The organism is Flavobacterium foetidum (genome assembly GCF_004634245.1).
Classification (GTDB): domain Bacteria; phylum Bacteroidota; class Bacteroidia; order Flavobacteriales; family Flavobacteriaceae; genus Flavobacterium; species Flavobacterium foetidum.
In genome coordinates, this window is sequence record NZ_SJTF01000002.1 from 295,640 (window position 1) to 316,966 (window position 21,327).

A 21,327-nucleotide genomic window follows, 5' to 3' on the forward strand; every position below is an offset into this window, starting at 1 on the left:
TAAAATTAGCAAACCTATGTATATTTTTTTGAGCTAAACAAAAATATGAATTACAACAATGGGTGATTATTAAACATTTTGTTAGTGAAATGTAAATTGGTATGCCTGCTTTAAAATCCCGATATGTATCTTTCCATTCTGTTTTAAATGCGCCGTAACCATGATAAACTTTTCTTCTGGATAATTTATGTGATAGCTAAAGGTCGTATCTTTTGCTTTAATCTGAAGCAGATGTTTTCCCTCGTCTGATATTGCAAGTTCTGCTGTTTGGTAAGTAGGAAGTGCATTGGTTGCTTTTAGGTTGATTTCCTGAACTTTACTTTTATCCAGAAGTATTTCAAGCTTTAAATTGTCAAGTTTGTTGTTCGTTGGCTGTTCGAATGCTACCACATATTTTTTACAACCAAAAAAGCATAATACCATTAAGAGCAAAAAGAACTTTTTCATAAGACATATTTTTTAAACTGATTAAGATAGAAAACTAAAAATCTATTGGAATGTTTTATAAATGTAAGCAATTTTATCGCAGTTAAAACCATTCGAAAACGTAGTTTAGCGGTTTCCCAAAAAAATAGAAATTGATTCATTTTTCAATTAAAAAAAAACTCGAAAAAAAAGCATAAAATTTCAGTCATTTCAGTGATTTTCAACACCTTTTTAGTAGGTTTTTCAAAAAATTATTCTTATATTTATAGTGTAAATAACAGTAAATATATGCCGAAAAACAACTTCTTTAAGTATTTAAATTACAACCTAAAAAGCCATTCTTTTTTCTTCAAAATGCATTTTAATTTTAAAGATGCTTTCCAATTTCATTTAGAAATTATTCTTCCTCTTTTTTCTGCACAAAATACAAACAGACAGAAGACACTACCGCGGCCGCTCCTACTGCAATCGTAACTACTTTTTTGGGATAGATTTTCTGATTTATTGTTTTAGAAAATATGTCTTTAAAATTAAGCAAAAGATTTCCTAGTACGGGCGATTCTTTAGACTCTTTATTTTCATTAACCAAATTTTCTTTTTCTATGCTTTCATTCTTTAGCTCAGCTTCTGCTATTGGCCCAACTGCAAATTCCTTTTCATTTGCTTCCATGATTCTGCATTTTTCTACAAATTTTTTGAAAGGCCGCGGTTGAAAATCAACCAGTACTGCGGCAAGGTTTATGGCATCTATATTTGAGGGGTCGGTTTCGCCCTTAAAGAAAGTTTCGATGGGTCTGAATTTGTCTTTCTGTTCCTTAAACTTATTCTTTTGAGTATAATCAAAATCAAGGCAGAATAAATTTCTAAAAATATTCAGATCATCCCGACTCGGATTATTTTCAAAAATCAGCCAGCACAAATCGCGGAGTTTTCCTCGAGAAGGGCTGTATAGAAAATCAAAATATTCGCCCTCTTTTTCAAGCTCGTATTTAGTTTTAATTGCTTTTTTATATTCTTCTAATGTATTATTCATCTTGCCATTTTTAGGAACTTGTTTTGACTCTGTAATTTTATTTTTCACCAAAATATTTTTTTCTATGCCTTTCTTTTTGACTTCTACAATTAAATCCGTAGCTGTACTTTCAATTTTTATTCCAATTCTATATTTTTTCTATATTTTTTTAACAGTTCCCAGCCAACTTTTGCCAGACTTACTGCATCTATTAAAACATAGATTGTTTTCAGCTTTAAATATCTTTTTCGTGTCTTAAACTTAATCTTTTTTAGTATGATGAAAACCCAACTTCAACAAACTTTTAAACATTTTAAAATCATTTTTTGGATACGCAAATCTTTGTGTCCAATTTAATTTTCAGGAATTCTTAGGAATCTTGGGAAAACGCGGGAATTCTGGGAATTTCTTATCTACAATAGCCTAAAAGCGTCTTTCCTTTGCACAAGAAATTAGTTCAAGTTTTGTCTGCAGACTAAAACAAAAACCAAAAACTAGTTCAATTATCCATGTAGAAATCCGTAAGACCGAGTTTATTCGGGAAGTATAAATTACGTCTTACAGTTCTACACGATCTACTTCCCTAAATCAATTGGTATTGCCGCCAATAACAATTCTGGATCCGATCCGGACAGCAATACCTATGTCTAATTTCTAAATAATATCAAAATGAAAAAATTATTACTTATAAGCGCTTTTGCGTTATTGTTTACCATATTTTCTTGTACACCAGATGAGTATGAGACTCCTGTAAAAAAGGAAACTAAAAAGGATATTAAGCCTTCAAAATCAGGATATGCTGATGGTGGTCCGGGTGATGGGGTTCCACCACCTCCACCTCCAGAAGATAAATAAAAATTCTATTTTAGTATCTAATAAATTACTATTTTCGGGGAAAGCAAATTTATATGTTTCGTTCCCCGTTTTTTCTTTTTATTATTTTTCTTTCTCTTCTTTCCTGTGAAGAAAAAAAGATTACAAATACGCATACGGAACCTTTAACAAAGGAAGCACTTGATTTACGCAATCAAGCAATAGAAAATCACAAAAAACAAAACTTCAGCACGGCTTTTGATCAGTTTAACAAAGCTAAAAAGTTGTATGAAGTCTTAAAAGACAGTGCCAATATAGGTTATATACTCATTGAAATAGCAGATATTCAGCAGGTGAACGGAGATTATTACGGTAGCAAGGAAACTGTAACAGAAGCCATACCATTTGTCAAAAAAAATAGTGTATATACCGCTTCAATAAATACTATCATGGGTATTGCAGATAAAGAACTTGCTCTTTATGATGATGCTATATTTTATTATAAGGAAGCAATAAAAGAGTATTCAAATCTTTCTGATAAATATGGTCCTATGAGTAATATTGCTGCTGTTTATATTCAGCAGAAAAAGTACAATAAAAGCATTGAAATTCTAGAAGCTATCTTAAGCCAAAAAATATTAGACGATGATTCACTCGCCAAAGACAAATCTAGAATTACAGACAACCTAGGTTATGCTTATTTTAAAAAAGGAGATGAAGAAAAAGGATTCCGTTTAATGAATGAAGCATTGCAAGTAAGGAAAGAAATCAAAGATACTTACGGAAGCATCGAAAGTCATTTGCATTTAGCCGATTATTATGCAAAAAAAGACCCTCGAAAATCTGATGAGAATGCAACGGAAGCTTACAAAATTGCAACAAAATTAAATAGTATTGATGAAAGATTAGAAGCGCTTCAGATTTTAATTTCAAACGACAATACCAATCAAACCCCTAAATACACACAACAATATTTCACATTAAATGACAGCATAATCAAGGTTCGAAATAACTTTAAAAATAAGTCGGCCAAAATAAAATATGATGCCCAAAAAGAAAAACAGGAAAATGAAACACTACGTCTAGAAAAAGCCGAGAACTTATTGTCGTTGCAAAAAGCAAAATACCAAAGAATTGTATTTGCAATTGTTTTTGTTTTCTTGGTCATTTTGATTGCTATTTTAATCCGTTATTTTAGAAATAAAAACAAGGCTATCAAGGTCAAAACTTCTTACGAAACCGAAACTCGGATTGCCAAAAAAATTCACGACGAATTGGCAAACGATGTTTATAACGTAATTGCTTTTGCTGAATCTCAGCCATTGGCTAAAGAAAATACAAAAGAAAACCTGTTGCAGAAATTGGATGATATTTATTCTCGTGTGAGAGGAATTTCTAAAGAAAACGACAGCATTGAAACCGGGGCAGATTTTACCAAAAGCATAAAAGAAATGCTTTCAGCTTACAGTACCAATCAGCAAAACGTCTTGATTAGCAATCTGGAAAGTATTGATTGGGAAACTCTTGATGACATTAAAAAAATTACCATTAGTCGAATTTTACAGGAACTCATGGTCAACATGAAAAAACATAGTAATGCAAGTCTTGTAGTTATAAAATTTGAGAGTACTCCAAATGTCGTTTTAATAAATTATACTGATAATGGCAAAGGTTGCGAAAAAAGCAATCTTGTAAAAAGCGGTCTTAAAAACATGGAAAGCCGCTTACAGGCCGTTAATGGAAGTATTGAATTTGAAACCGAACCTGATAAAGGATTCAAGGCTAAAATAATACTGCCAAACTAGAACCAAAAAAAGCCTTTCAAGATTTACTCTCAAAAGGCTTTCTCTCTACAAATTAACAGGTAAAACTATTTCCACCCGCTTCCGCAATAATCTTTTTGCGTGGTAAGTTTTTTTTACTTTTTTTATAAAATAAACTAAACTTGACCAGCTGATTACCCCATGAAAGGATTCGTGCGAGCGCTGGGAATTTTGCTCTCTCTTAATTTTAACAAACTTATTGCATTTGTGAAATATCTAAAATCAACAAACAGAAAAGACGACCGTGTGGTCATCTTTCTTCTTTTAATATTTTTTTAGATTCTTATAATTATCTAACTGCGGCATACCATACTAGTGGTTCTATGTAATAAACCCCATCCTTAATGCGTAAAACTTTTTGATTTTCAAACAATTGTTTTAGGAGATAATATGATTCATGAATTTTGAAATTACACTTAGAAGGCAACTCAATATATATTGGGTAGTAAAACTGAATATTTTTATTGTTTTTTATAATGGATTCGCTGAAAACCCAGTTATTCTCGGTAAGGCTAATCCTCGCTTCAACAGCTTTAATTAATGTTTCGGGTAGATTTCCTTCAACAATTATTGGTCCAATTTTCCCGTTTGGAGTTATCTGAAATTTTATTATTCCCGAAATCGATGTACAGTCTTCGGAAATTATTTCATCCAATTTAAAATTGCCAAGGAAACTATTTAGAACGGCATAGTTATTTTTGCCTTTAAAGCTAAATGTAACATCCTTGTCTATCTTATGCTGAGCTGCAGTATAATTTCTAATAAATGCGAATAATAGTATCACTATAATTCTAATTTGTGCATTGAGTTCCATAATTTCCCTGTGTTGAATTGTTTGTATTTTTATAGTTTACCCCTTTCGGTTAACAGGATTGCACTGTTTAATGCCTAGAATCTAGATTAATAATTAGGAACAACCATTTCTATATCTTTAATGATGTGTTGTCCATAGTATTCTTTTTCTTCCTCTGTCCAACGCCCATCATTTTTGCGAAGCAATTCAACTACTTTTTGTTGAGGTATTTCAACTTCCCAATAAATAATTAAAACAAGAGGATTCTTTTTTTCTTTTATTTTATTTTTCTTTTGTAGCTTACTATAAAAATTTAATGATATACTTTTATTAAAATTTATATTCCAGCCGGATGATCCTGAATAAGCTTTTACATCGATTTCTAAATCGTTTAATAAAACACTAAGAGGCTTGCCTTTATAAAAATCTTTATTTGTCAATAAAAAATTGGTTTGTAAGTATTTTAGCGTATCTCCTTCAAATTTATGCAAAGGCTCATAATTTGGATTATTATATTTCGAGCTCTTAGTTTTTTCTTGTTGAGCGCTAAGAATCTCTTGCTTTGATTTACAGGAAACCAAAACAATTAGTACTATAAAAAATATTTTTTTCATTTTCATTTTTTATTTAATTGCAGTCGTTTATTATAATAATAGTATTTCCATTAATATCATTGCCAACTACTTTGATGTCGATTTTTTTAAAATTAATTGTTGTAGCATCTGTTTTTAATAGCGATACCCCAGCATCCTGCAATATCAGGGTAGTTGCTCTAGTGTAGGCTTCTTGTGGTGTATATCCTTGTCTTTGCAGATCAAAATTTACATCTCTAAAATAATCTCCAACAGTTGTTCCCTCTTTAAAATTATTATCACTTCCAACACATCCTGGATTGTTATTAAAAAAATCGTTTAACTTACTTGGATCATCAATATACAAGGCATATATGTTTCCATCAAAAGATGATACATAAGAAGTTGTAAAACCACTCATAAGATTTCTTCTAGTATTTAGAGCAAACAAATCTTGCGCCGAAGGAGCAAAAGTACCAGGAGCAGGATGATCGTGCAAATCAGCTACTACGTTAATCGTATAATCAGCGGCGGGCAAGCCTGTAGCGGTTCCCTCTCTTATTGGAGTTGTACTAATCACCCCGTTTACATTCTTAATATTAAAACCGTGTTCCAACTGTTGAGAATAAGGTGGCTCATTACTTGGAAACAATACTGGCATTTGTGACATAGTTGTCGTTACTGCATTGTTATTGAACAAGTTGGTCGCTGCCACTCCAGCGGCTATCGAAGCAGCTGGACAAGGATCTGGATCTGGATTTGGATTAGTTGGAGGGTCTGGATTTCCGTAACATTGCTGAGGAAAATAATAACAATAATTGTTATCAACCCCATAACATACATCATAATTGTAAGCTTGACTACTGTAGTCACAAGGGTCGTTAGAATCACAACTCTGGGGATTACATACACAAGGATTATAACTGTTACTAAACAGGTCACAAGGGTCGTTAGAATCACAACTCTGAGGATTACATACACAGGGATCATAACTGCTACTGAGCGGGTCGCAAGGATTATAAGAATCAGGTTCGTCATCACAATTTATACAAACCTCGTCTAAATCTCCACCATTTATCTGACCATACATACTTGATGCCCCAATAAACAAAAATAAGAACGTCAAAGCTAAGATATAATTTTTTTTCATAGTTCTTATTTTTTTATTAATAGTAGCTTTTTGACTTCTTTACCATAAATGAGATGCAATATATAGTATCCTACAGGTGCATTTAATGCCAATGTTTTGATTTGGTGGCCTTCATTCAGATTTTTCCACTCCTGACTGTAGAGCTTTGTGCCATTTATATAATAAATAGTCAGATCTACGTCAGCAGATTTTGCAAGATCAAAACTCAGGTTAAATTCCGTTAGAACAGGATTTGGATAAACAACAGTCGAAGAAATTATTTGATTAGATTGCAATTCCTCGGTTTGTTTTCTCTCTAAAATTAAATACATTGGTTTTTCGTTTTCTCGTTCTCTTATGTTGTATAGCTGCAGATTGCCTGCCATAAACAATAATCCCTCTATCTGCAACAACTGAAGTTTTGCTACCTTAAATTCATAGGTATTGAGCCTTCCCTTGTAAAAATGCTCTGTTCTATCAATTTTAGAATTATGAAAAACAACGGCATCATCTTGAATTTCCGCACTAATGACCGCTGTATCACCAGCAGTTTCCCTCCACTCCCCAACGAGTTTCTTCCCATCCTGCTTTAGAATTAGATCTAAGGGTGTCCTGCTTAAGACGTTTTGCCCACTCCAATCGTAACGCAATAAATAACCTGAATAATGGCCACTTATATTTTCCTTAATAGGCTGTTGTTTTACTTTCACGAAAGTTCCAGGCTCATCAGTCCCATTAATAGTTATTATTTCTGAGATAGGCGCTGATACGGTTTTTGTCTGATTAGGTTTTACATTTTCGGCTTCAGGGTCATCGAGTTCCATTTGAGATGGTTTTACGCCCATTGCTGCAGATTTCTTAAGGTAGTTTTTTGCTTTTTCTAAGTCTATGCTGACCCCATATCCATTACGGTAGCATAAACCGAGCATATACATTGCCCAAGGGTCATTTTTTTTTGCGGCTAATTCAAATTGCTGAACTGCTAAATTATAGTCCTGCGTAAAACCAAAACCTTTGTAGTACATGTATCCTAAGTTATAAAGGCAGTGTGCGCTTCCTTTTTCAGCACCTTTACTGAAAATACTACTTGCTAAAGGGTAATTTTGAGAAACCCCATTTCCTTTCATAATCATACTTCCCCAAGAATTATAAGCATTGATATAGCCGGCGTTTGCTGCTTTTTCAAAACAGGCTACCGCTTTTGAAGCATTTTCGTTGTTACCTATTTCTTTATATAGTATCCCTAAGTTATACCAGGCTTTGGAATAACCATTTGCAGCTGCTTTTTCTAGCCATTTAATACTTTCCTGTTCGTCTGAAGCAACAGCTATTCCCTTGAGATAGAGCACTCCTAATCCGTTCATAGCTTCAGCGTTTCCCTGAGAAGCGAGTTCCTGATAAACTGCTAAACCTGCCTTGGGATTGTAGGTTTTGCTGCCCTCCGTAAGCTGCCGTCTTGCTGAGGCGAATGTTTTCTTAAGATCTTGATTTTCCTGCGAATAGGCCAGCATACTGCCTAGAAGCAACAGTGCGCACACTCTTTTTTTTGTAGTTTTTTTCATTGATTGGTTTATATTAGGTGTTAGTAATTATTCCAAGTTTTTATTAGTTTAGAAAAGTGATCTTTAAGCATCTTAACACTCAATTCCTTTTTATTTTTGTTCTCTGAAAGAGACTTTGTGTTTACCACGTCAAAGAATTTTTAATTTTGTTTTTTTTAAGTCGACTGCTGTTTATATCATCAAGTTTCTGCAGTAGTTCGGGCTTTTTTTTCTCTATATCACGACTTCTAAAAATGTTTTCAGGAGTGTGATACATTTTTGCTATTTCTTTGGATACCAATACTTTTAGATGATAGTTAGAAAATTGATTAACAGTGTCTTTCTTGTCTAAATCTTTTATTAATCCTTCAGCTTCTAATTGCGCCCAATTTCTTATGGCTTCTTTCCTTGCTTCACTTATATTTTTATTCATCAGCCATTTATCAACCTGTTCTGGTGTCAAAATTTGGGTTATATCACTGTATTCTGAAGGAACCATTTTTGGGATAGCAGTAGTTTCTGAATTCTCAAATCGAATTAGCTCGTATTGTTTATATTTAAATAAAAGAGAGTCTATTTGTTTTTTATCGAGTTCCATTATTTTAGCATATTTTATCACAGACGCATATTTGTTATTCTTGTAAGTGCCATCAGAAAGTATATTTACATGTGTCAATACAGATGGTTCATTAAGCGCTATTTTTTTTCCAAAAAAGTCACCTTTTTTTTTGTCATACAATTCTGCTTTTTTATCCAAAAAACTGTTTCTCGACAAGTAATAATTAAAAATTTTAGTAAATTCAGTTTTGTCATTTTTATCTTCAACCAGTTTATACTGTTTTATTTTTACCCAATCTTTTTTTGCGTCTTCTGTTGATTGTTCCTGATAGATAATTTTAATCAGCGACACATATTGTTCTTTTGCTAGAATGCTATTTAGTCTTTTATTATAAAGCTGAATGGTTTCTTTCAACGGCAGTTGTTCAATGGCAGACAAAGAGTCATTTTGTTTTCGTATTGCAATAATCTGTGAAGGCGCCAGATTTAATTCCATTGCAAACTGCAGTGCTACTAAATAACGATTGTCTTTATTTAAAGCGTAGCCATAGCGATCTAATTCTTCTGGGGATAAAATTGGTTTTAAAAAATCAGTATCAATGGTATAATAAGATCTTAAATTAATAAGATTCAGGTTTTTGGTAAGATTAATATTGGCAAGGCTATCTGCAATCAATAGTTTTTGACCAATTTTGAACTGTTGGTCTTCAGATAAATTCACTTTTGAATTCACTTCATCAATCTTTAAAATAATATGAGCTTTAAAATATTTACTTAGATTTTGGCTTAGCTGTGCCTGGGATAATAAAGGCATAAGTAGTAATAGAAATAGTTTTTTCATTTTCAAAAATTAAGATTGTTGTTAAATTGCCTCCAAAATTTTAATACCAGGTTCTTTCTCCATTATCATCGACAGTAAAAGGACGTTCTAATTTTTTTTTGGAATCACCTGCAAGAAAAAGAAGCAGAGAATTTTTAGGCACTTTTGTAAAAAGCATTGATGCAGTAGGTAATTTCACTTCTCTCGCATCAACAAGTTTCCAGCCGTTGTTCCAATAAAAGAGTTTGTAGGTTACTCCAATTTTAAATTTGAGGTATCTGTCCGCTTCTTTAATTATTACATCTCTATTATTTTCCAAATCAGGAACCAATACTCTTGAGCCTTTATCTCGAACTAACACGGGTGCCCCGGCGGGAATCAGTTTTCCATTACTATAATAGTGAGGAATTAAAACGGTATTTTTGCAAATTGAGCTAAAAGTTGTTTGCCCATTTTCAACCTTTCCCCACCAAAAAGGTCTCCACTTCAGACCGTTAAATGTAGTGGCATAAACAATTTTATGATCAGTTGCAGAAGAATACAAAGGGCAGTTGACATTAGAAGTTTCCCAGTATTCATTGGTTACGTCAATATAATTTTGTTGTTGCAGAATACCTTCGGGAATATTGTTAACATCTTCAAAACTCGCTAATGTTTCAGATCTTTTTGAATAAGTTAAACGAAGGACTTTAGCAGGTTCTCTTTGTAAATTTTCTCCAAAATTTTTAGAACCAAAATCGCAATTATAAGCTTTCATTGTATTGTCAAAAATGGTATTCATAAAATGTCCTCCCGTTGATGTCGCCCAAAAGGGAATTACATTGACGGACGCAGGAATTCCTTGAGAGCGCATTGTAAGAACACTTAAATCAGCAATATCAGTACATGGACCTGCTTTTCTGAATAATAGCTGCAGACCTCCTAATCTGGGCAGAGGCTCTTTTCGCTGCTCTCCCCAGGTGTTAGTAAACCAGATATCGTAATCATCTTTTACATAATATAAAGTTGATTTGAAGTCTTGTTTTGTAATCTGATCATTAATCCACCCAAACTTTTCTGAATAATCAGTACGCCAGTCTTGAACAGGTTCCACACTAACTCTATAGGGCAGAATGTATTCGCAAAAATCATCAAAGGAAGCTTTTTTTATTGCCGAAGAGTTCCATGCTTTAAAAGCATTTTCTAAATTTCGAATTAAATAATCACCTTTGATGGTTTCGATATCTTTGTAAATAATTGCTTTAGTTCTGCATCCCGGATTTTGCTGTTTAATTATATCTAGTGCTTTTTGTGCTTGAGCGTAATCAGGATAATCTAGTTCATTGTAAGCTATTTTTCTTCCCTGAGCATCTTCCCAATAGAAATCAGATGAAAAATGGATATCCATATTGGCAATCAAAAACTGCATGGCTTTTGCTTTTAGCGGATCGCCGGTATTTTTACTGTATTCCAACGCTTTTTCCAATTCCTGTCTGTTGCTTCCTGCTTTTTTTAAAACGCTTTCAACATCATAAGCAGAATATTGTGCCTTAGCTAAAAAAGGAATAAGAAAGAATGTTGCAAGGACTTTAGAGATTCGAATGATAGAACATTGGAACTTACTTGTTTTTTGTCGTTTTTTAATCATACATCTTATTGATTATAAATTTATAATTTGATTTGTTCTCAGTGTTTTGTTTAGTCAGCCGTTGGTTTTTGGATGGAATTTGTTTTTTCTAGATTGTTTAACAAAATCCGACATATCTTTTTATATCGATTCGCTTTTTCGGATGGGATTTTTGGCTGGAGCTGAATAATTTCATTTGCAAGGATGGTCGCTTTAGAAGTTTCATTATTTTTTAAATAAGCTCTTAGAAGTTTCATTCGATAAGAAAACTTTAATGGGTGTAAGGACGTAAGGGTTTCATAGTGCTGGACTGCTTTTGGATATTGCTTTAATCTTTCATAGCAGACTCCAATTCCATAATAAACATCGGGCAAGGTGCTTCGCATCTGCGCTTTTTTGAAGCAGTCTAATGATTTTATGTATAAATGCTTTTGAAAATAAATATCTCCGTAGTTTTTCCAATAATTTGGATCTTCTTTTAAAAAAGGTTCTAAAGAGGACATAATTAGCAAAGCTTGATCATACTGTCCTGCTTCTTTTAGTAATTGTGCTTTTTTGTTTTGCCTGTCCGCATAAGCCATTCCACAAACCAAAGAGAATAAATACAAATTGGCAATAAAAATTACTGCCTTTGAAAATATTGAAAAAGCTTTTTTATTTTGAATTAAATCTAGATTTACAAAAAAATCCATTTTTTTAGAACTGCTACAAATGATGGCAGTATAAATGACGCACAAACACATTGCAGGTACAATCTGTATAGTTGAGTTAACCATCGACATCGCGATAAAAGATACAATTCCGGCATAAGCTAAAATAAAATTGCTGTTTTGTAAATGAGAATCGGTGTTGGGATTCAAATCATTTTGATTTACTTTGCTTCTCCGTAATGTTAAAAGAATGGAACCGAAAAACAGCAAAATCAGTAATAAGCCTATCATGCCTCCTTCAACAGCATTGTGCAATATTTCGTTATGTGGCATAATTACAGAACCAGCATTAGCTATTTCTTCTGCTGTAGCTTTTCCCTGCTTAATATAATTAGACTGATGTAAGTTGTATTCTTTCTCAAAAAAACCATAGCCATGGCCAGCCAATGGTTTCTCCAACGCCATTACAGCAGAAACCTTCCATATAAATTTCCGCCCATCTGCCGAAGCCTTTTTGGCGTTATACAATTGAGAGCTTAAAGGAATAATAATCAGCACCCCCAGAATTGATAAGGCTTTAGTAGCAGTGCGATTTTTGGGGTTTCTTATCCAATTGATAAATTGGTATTCTAAACTATAAAAAACAATTGCTGAAAAAATTATACCGATAAAGGCTGTCCTGCATTTGAGCAGCAACAATGCAATGAGCAATGATAAAAAGCCTGTGAGAATGATTTTCTTATATTGGGTCTTAAATAAATACAGGAATATAGGAAAGGTAAGTGCTAAAAAAATCGCCGTTATATTGGGATTGTTCCAGCTGCCTGTAACGTTGTAAAATTTATTTCCGCTTTTAAATACTCCATAAAACTGTAAAATACAATAAATTGATTCTATAGTTGCAATTGTTGCAATTCCAATAAAAAATGATTTGAATTTAAAGCTTGACGTACTAAAAACTGTGGTTGATCTAATAAGTAAAAAATATAGTGTAATACTGTAAATTGTAAAAATGAGTGTCGCTCTATTTATCAGATAATTAGAAAAAACATATAAACACCAAAAGGCAAATATGAGTATTGGCATTTTTAGGATAAATTGTTTGTTGGTGGTTAAAGGACAAATAGAAATAACTGTAAAAACAAAAACAGTTAAACAGAATCCATAATATGCGGTAGCTGTTGAGAGATAATAATAATTGGTATTGAGAAGCGTGAAAGCTATCATAACAAGAAGCAGTATGTGCAGTATTCTATCAGAAATAAATAATAATTTCATTTTCATAAATATGTAGGAAATAAGCATTTATATTATTTTAAGTAATCCATTTCTTTGTTGAAACAAATCAAGGTCATATTAGAATGCAGAATAGACCACAATTAACTTAGGACAAAAGAGAAGTATTTTACTTTCTATTTTTAATCCAAGTATGGACTGCAATTTATTTAAATTATCAATTTATATAACAAGAATAAACTTTCATAATTAAAATAAAACATAATATTATTTCCTACAAATTTAACAATAGATTATGCAATATATACATTTTTGTAAATAAAATAACACAAGGGGTTAATTATAAAAAATATAAAAATATTTTAACAATAATAAATAAGTAAGAAAGTCTTAACTATTAGAAAACTCAAATAGTTACTATAATTACTACATTTTTATAAAAATAAAATTTAAGTTTTTAAATGCTAGCAGTATTGAAACGTAAATAAATAACGATTAAATTAATTAAAAATTAACATTTATAAAACAAGAATAATCTCACTTATAAATGTATTATAGAAGTCACTATCTTCGTACAACAGAATCCAAATGAAAACAAAAAGGCATTTAGATAATCCTAATCACTTTTGTGCAAATTGGACATTATTAACAAATAAACCATTCACATGAAGTAGATAGACATTCCCAAATTCATAAAGCAAATGAAAGACAGACACTATATAGTGTAAGCTAACTTTAAAATAAGAATAAGAGAAAGAAGTAATAGCAATATAATATTGTTGTAAAAACACTAGCAATTATTGGTTTTTCATTTTTTCCAATGTTTCTGCATTATCGGTTCTCTAGGTGTGAAATAAAATGTTATTGGAATTCTGTCTTTTGTAATGAGTGGCTGGACTTTGAATCCGTAAAAATAGTTTCACATACTAGCTGTATTTATTCTCCTTTTTTCTCTTAAGAATTTTGCAGTTGGCTATGCGTATAGTATTGCGTACTGCAACTGTAAATAAATCAGTTATCCATTCCATTTCAAAGCAAAAATCTTTAAAATAAGAACTTATAATCTCAAACAACTCATAAATCCAACTTCTAATCTTACGTAATTACAAAGCATATGTGCTGCTTATTAGTTTACAAAACAAATTTACTTAACCTCTGTTTTTTTTTATGCTATACCAACTAGCATCTTAAATTAATTACAATTGTTTTAAATCTATATTTAGTAAAACAATCCAAGAGACATTAAAAGCTACATTTATAACAGAATAAGTTTTTGTCAATTAAAAATTGAGATGAATTGATAACTTTACTAGAACACAAAAAAGCCTTTCAAGATTTACTCTCAAAAGGCTTTCTCTCTACAAATTAACAGGCAAAACTATTTCCATCCGCCGCCAAGGTCTCTGTATACGTGAACCGCAGCGTTTAATTGTTCTTTTTTCGTATCTATTAATTCTAATTTTGCTTCTAGAGCATCTCTTTGCGTCATTAAAACTTCGAAGTAATCTACTCTAGCCGATTTAAACAAATCGTTAGACACATCGATTGATGTATTTAAGGCTGCAACCTGTTGTGATTTTAGATCGTATCCTTTTTGCAGGTTTTCGATTTTAGAAAGCTGGGTCGAAACTTCTAAGTAGGCATTTAAAATCGTTTTGTCATAATTGTACAAAGCCTGAAGCTGTCTTGCATTGGCACTTGAAAATTCTGCCTTAATCGCGTTTCTGTTAATTAAAGGCGCAACTAAATCTCCCGCTAACGAATACAATAGTGATTCTGGCATCGTCAATAAATAAGATGGCTTAAAAGCTTGCACACCAATCGCTGCCGAAATATCCAATGAAGGATAAAATTCGGCACGAGCTGCTTTTACGTCTAATTTAGCGGCAGCCAATTCTAATTCGGCTTGTTTTAGATCTGGACGGTTCAACAATAATTGAGATGGAATCCCCGATTTAACTTCTGCTGGAAGCATGGCTAAAAAGTCAGTATGATTTCTTTTGATTTCCTGTGGATATCTTCCTAACAAAAAGTTGATTTTATTTTCGTTTTCTTTGATTTTTTGTAAAATATCAAACTCTAAACTTTTGGAAGTCAAAACCTCAGCCTGAAATTTCTGAACACCAAGTTCTGTTGCTCTTGCTGCCTGTTTTTGAACTTTTACGATTTCAAGTGCATTAGACTGCAACTGAATAGTCTGTTTTACAATATCAAGCTGACTGTCTAAAGCCAGTAATTCGTAATACGAGTCGGCAATCTCTGCAATCAGGTTTGTTACTACAAAATTCTTACCTTCAATAGTTGCCAAATAGCGGTCTATTGCAGCTTTTTTAGAATTGCGCAGTTTTTTCCATATGTCTACTTCCCAATTCGCATAAGCGGCAACCGTAAAATCAGGTAGCGGATCTGGAGTTTCTACCCCCGGCTTAATTTCGGTAGTGGCATCGCCCGCACCTTGGCTGGTATAACGCCCAACTTTTTCTATTCCTGCACCCGCACGAATACCTGCAGTTGGAAGCAAAAGCCCTTTTCTAACTCGGATGTCATTTTTTGCAATTTCGATTTCCTGCAACGTCATATTTAGCTCTTGATTGTTTTTAAGCGCAATATCAATGAGTTCATTCAAATTTTGGTCTTTAAAAAAATCTTTCCACTTAATGGATGCTGTAGTGACTGTATCCTGATTTTTTGTATTTCCGAAGGACTCAGGAACCGGTGCGCTTGCAACACTTGTCTCCGCCGCAGGGGTTTTGCAACCCACCACAGCAAGACAAAGCCCCAAAGCAATACTGTATTGATATAATTTTATTTTATACATGATTATTATCTATTTCTTCTGTTAATGGATTTTCTTCTTCATGTTTTACCAATTTGTGTTTTTCGGCAATTTTGGCAAAAATGTAATACAAGCCCGGAATAACAAATACACCGCAGATAGTTCCTATAAGCATACCTCCCGCAGCAGCGGTTCCGATTGTTCTGTTACCGATTTTACCCGGACCAGTAGCAAAAGCAAGAGGCAATAATCCGGCAATAAAAGCAAAAGAAGTCATCAAAATTGGACGGAAACGTTCTTTTGCTCCCTCCATCGCACCTTCTAAAACAGTTTTTCCTGCGGCATGTCTCTGAATCGCAAACTCCACAATAAGCACGGCATTTTTACCTAATAGTCCGATAAGCATTACCATGGCAACCTGTGCATAAATATTGTTTTCTAATCCGGTCAGCTTTAATAAAAGGAAAGCGCCAAAAATACCAGCCGGCAGCGAAAGAATAACAGATAATGGAAGAATAAAACTTTCGTATTGCGCCGCCAAAACCAGATAAACGAATCCTAAACAAATCAGGAATACCCAGATTGCCTGATTTCCCTGCGCTACCTCATCGGCAGAAATACCAGCCCAATCAATGTCATATCCTCTTGGCAGTTTTTTTTCTGCCACTTCCTGAATCACCTTAATTGCAGTACCAGAACTATATCCCGGAGCCGGAGATCCACTGATTTGTGTAGAAGTGTACATATTATGACGTGTGATTTCTGAAAGCCCGTATACTTTTTCTAATCTCATAAAAGCAGAATACGGTACCATTTCGTCGCGATTGTTTTTTACGTATAATTTTAAGATGTCGTCTGGTTGTGCACGATATTCTGGTGCCGCCTGAACGATAACTTTATAATTGATTCCGAACTTGATAAAACTGATTTCGTAATTACTACCCACAAGTGTCGACAGCGTATTCATGGCATTTTCGATAGAAACACCTTTTTGCTGCGCCAGATCATTGTCTACTTTCATCATGTATTGTGGGAAACTTGAACTGTAAAAACTAAATACGTTCGACAATTCTGGTTGTTTGTTCAATTCGGCAACAAAATCATTGTTTACCTGCTCCATTCTTTTATAATCTCCAGAACCTGTCTTGTCCAACAAACGAAGCTCAAATCCCCCAGCAGCACCGTAACCCGGCACAGCAGGCGGTTGGAAAAATTCGATATTGGCACCCGGAATGTCTTTACATTTTTCCTCCATTTCGTGCATAATCTCCAAAACAGATTCTTTACGTTCGCTCCAGTCTTTAAGGTTCACCAAACACGTTCCTGAATTAGCTCCTGTACCTTCAGAAAGAATCTCATAACCCGCTAATGAGGAAACCGATTTTACTCCATCAATATCCTCAGCGATTTTTTGAACTCTCTCTGCAATATTATTTGTTCTTTCTAATGATGAACCTGGAGGAGTCTGGATCACGGCATAAAACATTCCCTGATCCTCGTTAGGAATAAATCCTGAAGGAACTGTACTGCTTATCAACCATGTTCCGGCACAAAATCCAAGAAGCGCGATAAGCGTAACCGCTCTTCTATTGACGATTTTCCCCAAAAGATTTTGATATTTTCCTTGCGCTAAATTGAATTTTTCGTTGAAAGCATCAATAAATCTATTAATCGGCGTTTTCTTTTTAGGTTTGCCGTGATTGTTTTTCAACATCATAGCGCAAAGCGCCGGCGTAAGCGTCAAGGCCACAATACCCGAAAGAATAATAGCAGTGGCCATTGTAACAGAAAATTGTCTGTAGAACACACCTACAGGCCCAGACATAAAGGCTACCGGAATAAATACTGCCGCCATAAGAAATGTAATGGCGACAATTGCCCCCGCAATTTCATGCATTGCTTTTTTAGTTGCCTTATAGGGAGAAAGATGTTCTTCTTCCATTTTGGCGTGAACGGCTTCGATAACCACGATTGCATCATCGACCACGACCCCGATGGCCAGCACCAAAGCAAACAATGTGATTAAGTTTAGCGAAATATCAAAGAAGGTCATGAATATAAATGTTCCAACCAGCGAAACCGGAACAGCAATGGCCGGAATAACCGTTGAGCGCCAGTCTCCTAAGAAAAGAAACACTACCAAACCTACCAGAATAAAAGCCTCGACCAAAGTGTGAACCACTTTTTCGATAGAAGCATCAAGAAATTTAGAAACGTCGTACGAAATCTCATAATCCATTCCTTTTGGAAACTTCTGTTTTATTTTTTCGAGTTTTGCTTTTACTTCCTCGATAACCTGATTGGCATTACTTCCAAAAGATTGTTTTAATACAATGGCTGCAGAAGGTCTTCCATTCAAATTAGAATAGATATCATACATCGAGCTTCCAAATTCTATTTTAGCAATATCTTTCAATCGTAAAAGCTCTCCATTCGGATTTGCCTTTATCACAATATTCTCGTATTGCTCTTTGGTAGTAAAACGTCCGGAGTATTTCAGTACATATTCAAATGCCTGAGAACGTTTACCGGAACTTTCTCCCGTTTTACCTGGCGAAGCTTCTAAACTCTGGCTTGATAAAGCTTCCATAACCTCATCAGCAGAAACTTTGTATGCAAGCATGCGGTCCGGCTTAAGCCAGATACGCATAGCATATTCACGAGTTCCCAAGATATCTCCAGAACCAATACCGTTTACCCTCTTTAACTCAGAAAGCACATTGATATCGGCATAGTTGTAAAGGAACTTCATGTCGGTATTTTTGTCTGTACTGTAAAGGTTGACATACATCAACATACTTGGTACTTCACGCGTAATTTTAATACCTTCTCTAATTACCAAAGGCGGCAGTTTGTTGGTAACAGATGCCACACGGTTCTGCACGTTAATTGCTGCCTGATTCGGATCTGTTCCTAAGTTAAAAACTACTTTTATGGTAGCTTCTCCATCGTTTCCTGCGTCAGAAGCCATATATTTCATTCCGGGAACACCATTTAGAGCTCGCTCTAAAGGAATAATAACCGATTTGATCATCAGCTCACCGTTAGATCCCGGATAATCGGCTGTAACGTTGACCATTGGCGGTGAAATGGTAGGGAATTGAGTAATTGGCAAATTCAGTACCGAAAGAACTCCCAAAAAGACAATAATCAGCGATATTACTATCGACAAGACAGGTCTTTGAATAAATTTATTAAACATTTTATATTTTTTAAATGATTAAACTTATTTGAAGTTTATAAGTGTTTTCAAGTTTCAAGTTTCAGGTTTCTTACATAACTTGAAACCTGAAACTTGAAACTATTGAAACAAATAACTATTCTGCTTTCAAACGTAAATGATTCATTACTTCTTTAGGAGATTCGTAATCAAACTTTATCTTGTCGTTTTCTTTTACTTTCTGAACGCCTTCAAGCAAAATTTTATCATTTTCTGTAATACCGCTTTTTATCACGTATAAATCAGGGATTTCGCCGGTAATCGTGATTTCTCTTGAACTTACTTTATTGTTTTTATCTACCACAAAAACATATTTCTTGTCCTGAATTTCGTAGGTCGCTTTTTGCGGAATCAGAATAGCGTTTTTAAGAGGAACAATCATCTGAACTTGTCCTGTTTCGCCATTTCTTAAAAGTTTTCCTGAATTGGGAAATCGAGCTCTAAAAGCGATATTTCCAGTTTCGTTATTAAATTCACTTTCTATAACTTCCACATTACCTTTTTCCTTAAAAATAGCTCCATTAGCCAAAACTAAAGACACTTTGTTATCAGCGCGATCTTTGATGTTGGTTTCGTATTGAAGATATTCAGGTTCAGAAACATTGAAGTAAGCAAACATCTGACTGTTGTCTGAAAGGCTCGTCAGTAGCTCGCCTTCATCTATAAGACTTCCCAGTTTTAATGGAATACGGTCGATTGTTCCATCAAACGGAGCTCTGATTTCTGTAAATGATAAATGTAGTTTTGCTAATGAAACTTCTGCTTTAGCCGACTGCAGTTTTGCCTGAGCAACACTCAGTTCGTTTTTAGAAACGATATTTTTATCGGCCAACAGTTTGGCATTTTGTAATTCGATTTCAGACGATTTTTGTTCTGCTTGAGCTTTTAGGAGTTCTGCCTGATACATGTTTGGCATAATTCTGAACAATAATTGCCCAGCTTTTACAAACTGTCCTTCATCGACGTAAATATTTTGCAGAAAACCTTTTTCCTGCGCACGAAGTTCGATATTTCGAACCGATTTTATTTGTGAAACATACTCTTTGGTAAACGAAGTGTCAATTTTTACCGGATTGGTAACTGTAAATTTTTCAACTTCTTCTTTCTCTTCTTTTTTTGATGTACAACTGGTTAAGCACACCAAGGCCATAAAGCCTGTGAACAAGACAATTCTTTTCATGATTTTTAATGGAAATTAAGCGATTGAATGCTGGAATACAAAGATTCCTTTTAGATGGTTTTAGACATCAGTGCCTTAGTCAGACCTTAATTTTCATATAAGGAGAAGTAAAAAAAGTATACATCACAAGATATGCTGGATCGCAACTAGGCAGCCAATGTATACTTGTAAATCAAATTCTTAATACTCGTTGCGTAATGTATAAAGGATTTGAATGCCCAAAGACAGGCGTAGAAAATTTAAAACGATTCGACTCTTTCGCCACAGACTGATCTGAAAGAGCTAGATACAAGGTATCTATCAAACTATACGAAGCCGCAAAAAACTTATTCGTAAGTCCATCAACATCATCACCTCCAAGAAGATCTTCTTCGATATCAACATCGGCATCTTCAATGATTGAAGAACCACGGTCCTGACTTGTAAATTTAACCCGATGTTTTTTCTCGATTTGATGATGAGAGCCGCCAAAAGTATTTGCATTAAGATATTGGCCTCCGCCTGACAGAAGCAAATTCATGAATACTAAAAATACTATTAACTTTCTCATTTGGGTGCGAAAGTACTAAAAGATCGGAATAAAAAAAATAAAATAAGAAATCCTTAACAACTAAAAATAGGCGAAAACGTTTTCATCTTAATTTTAATTTAAAACAGCAGCATCAGATTTTCAAAAAAAAACAGTAATTAATTACAAATCAATTACATATAAAACAATTTCCATTACAGTGAATTCCTGTCCTGCTTTTTCAAAAACCTGATTTGTATCTTGCATCCCGAACTTTTCGTAGAATGATTTTTTATTTGTCCTTGCGTTGCACCACACTTTTTTAATATTGTTGCTTTTTGCGAATTCTAAAATATAATTCATTAATTCTGAAGCAATTCCCTGCCCTTGATAAGAAACCAAAGTAGCCAGTTTTCTAAACTGCATTTCAGTACCATTGATGAAGCAGGATACAATTGCCACTAATTTGTCTTCTATAAAAACCCCAAAATGCTCACCCAAATTGTCTTCTTCTAACTGAACAAATTCAAAAGGCTGTTCTGGCCACATGACTTCGTGACGAATCTGCCAAGTATCTGAAGCGTTAATTTTTTTAATTTTCATGGATTATTATTTACTCCTCAAAATTAATTCAATTAAAAATATTAGATTCCATAGCGCATAA

The 21,327-nt window shown here is 33.9% G+C and carries 16 protein-coding genes and 1 pseudogene; 2 read left to right on the forward strand and 15 right to left on the reverse strand.

Annotated elements, in window-relative coordinates; all coding sequences use genetic code 11:
• Positions 1 to 81 precede the first annotated feature (81 nt).
• Both E0W73_RS03615 and E0W73_RS03620 read right to left on the reverse strand, forming a co-directional pair.
• Positions 82 to 447: a hypothetical protein gene (locus E0W73_RS03615; protein WP_135220733.1), complete on the reverse strand. Its 366-nt coding sequence runs from the start codon at positions 445 to 447 to the stop codon at positions 82 to 84.
• 376 nt (positions 448 to 823) lie between these two features.
• Positions 824 to 1,459: a hypothetical protein gene (locus tag E0W73_RS03620; RefSeq protein WP_135220734.1), complete on the reverse strand. Its 636-nt coding sequence runs from the start codon at positions 1,457 to 1,459 to the stop codon at positions 824 to 826.
• A gap of 648 nt (positions 1,460 to 2,107) precedes the next feature.
• Between E0W73_RS03620 and E0W73_RS03625 the strand changes: the two genes are divergently transcribed.
• Positions 2,108 to 2,293 carry a hypothetical protein gene (locus E0W73_RS03625; protein ID WP_135220735.1) on the forward strand — a complete coding sequence of 62 codons (186 nt, stop codon included), beginning with the start codon at positions 2,108 to 2,110 and terminating at the stop codon, positions 2,291 to 2,293.
• A gap of 53 nt (positions 2,294 to 2,346) precedes the next feature.
• Complete coding sequence (locus E0W73_RS03630; RefSeq protein ID WP_135220736.1) at positions 2,347 to 4,056, forward strand: tetratricopeptide repeat-containing sensor histidine kinase; 1,710 nt, start codon at positions 2,347 to 2,349, stop codon at positions 4,054 to 4,056.
• 307 nt (positions 4,057 to 4,363) lie between these two features.
• Here the strand turns inward: E0W73_RS03630 and E0W73_RS03635 are convergent, their stop codons facing one another.
• From E0W73_RS03635 to E0W73_RS03690, 13 genes and pseudogenes are all read right to left on the reverse strand, one after another.
• A complete protein-coding gene (locus E0W73_RS03635; protein ID WP_135220737.1) occupies positions 4,364 to 4,888 on the reverse strand; it encodes a hypothetical protein in 525 nt (174 codons plus the stop codon).
• Between the two features lie 86 nt (positions 4,889 to 4,974).
• Positions 4,975 to 5,481: a hypothetical protein gene (locus E0W73_RS03640; protein WP_135220738.1), complete on the reverse strand. Its 507-nt coding sequence runs from the start codon at positions 5,479 to 5,481 to the stop codon at positions 4,975 to 4,977.
• 13 nt (positions 5,482 to 5,494) lie between these two features.
• Entirely contained in the window at positions 5,495 to 6,565 is a 1,071-nt protein-coding gene (locus E0W73_RS03645) for a hypothetical protein (protein ID WP_135220739.1), read from the reverse strand.
• Between the two features lie 29 nt (positions 6,566 to 6,594).
• Complete coding sequence (locus tag E0W73_RS03650; protein ID WP_135220740.1) at positions 6,595 to 8,130, reverse strand: T9SS type A sorting domain-containing protein; 1,536 nt, start codon at positions 8,128 to 8,130, stop codon at positions 6,595 to 6,597.
• Between the two features lie 121 nt (positions 8,131 to 8,251).
• Positions 8,252 to 9,508, reverse strand: a complete 1,257-nt coding sequence (locus E0W73_RS03655; RefSeq protein ID WP_135220741.1) for a hypothetical protein — start codon at positions 9,506 to 9,508, stop codon at positions 8,252 to 8,254.
• 40 nt (positions 9,509 to 9,548) lie between these two features.
• Positions 9,549 to 11,114, reverse strand: a complete 1,566-nt coding sequence (locus tag E0W73_RS03660; RefSeq protein WP_135220742.1) for a transglutaminase domain-containing protein — start codon at positions 11,112 to 11,114, stop codon at positions 9,549 to 9,551.
• Positions 11,115 to 11,164: 50 nt separating this feature from the next.
• Positions 11,165 to 13,048 (reverse strand): O-antigen ligase family protein, encoded by a 1,884-nt coding sequence (locus E0W73_RS03665; RefSeq protein WP_135220743.1) that lies wholly within the window; start codon positions 13,046 to 13,048, stop codon positions 11,165 to 11,167.
• A gap of 775 nt (positions 13,049 to 13,823) precedes the next feature.
• Positions 13,824 to 14,061 (reverse strand): annotated as a pseudogene (locus tag E0W73_RS21760) (IS982 family transposase); the annotation flags it as partial.
• A 296-nt stretch (positions 14,062 to 14,357) separates the two neighbouring features.
• Positions 14,358 to 15,797, reverse strand: coding sequence for a TolC family protein (locus E0W73_RS03670; protein WP_135220744.1), 1,440 nt, complete (start codon positions 15,795 to 15,797; stop codon positions 14,358 to 14,360).
• Positions 15,790 to 18,957 (reverse strand): efflux RND transporter permease subunit, encoded by a 3,168-nt coding sequence (locus tag E0W73_RS03675; protein WP_135220745.1) that lies wholly within the window; start codon positions 18,955 to 18,957, stop codon positions 15,790 to 15,792. The genes E0W73_RS03670 and E0W73_RS03675 overlap by 8 nt, the downstream gene beginning before the upstream one ends.
• 115 nt (positions 18,958 to 19,072) lie before the next feature.
• Positions 19,073 to 20,155, reverse strand: a complete 1,083-nt coding sequence (locus E0W73_RS03680; RefSeq protein ID WP_135220746.1) for an efflux RND transporter periplasmic adaptor subunit — start codon at positions 20,153 to 20,155, stop codon at positions 19,073 to 19,075.
• Positions 20,156 to 20,327: 172 nt separating this feature from the next.
• Entirely contained in the window at positions 20,328 to 20,705 is a 378-nt protein-coding gene (locus tag E0W73_RS03685; RefSeq protein WP_135220747.1) for a hypothetical protein, read from the reverse strand.
• Positions 20,706 to 20,846: 141 nt separating this feature from the next.
• A complete protein-coding gene (locus E0W73_RS03690; RefSeq protein ID WP_135220748.1) occupies positions 20,847 to 21,266 on the reverse strand; it encodes a GNAT family N-acetyltransferase in 420 nt (139 codons plus the stop codon).
• Positions 21,267 to 21,327: the final 61 nt, after the last annotated feature.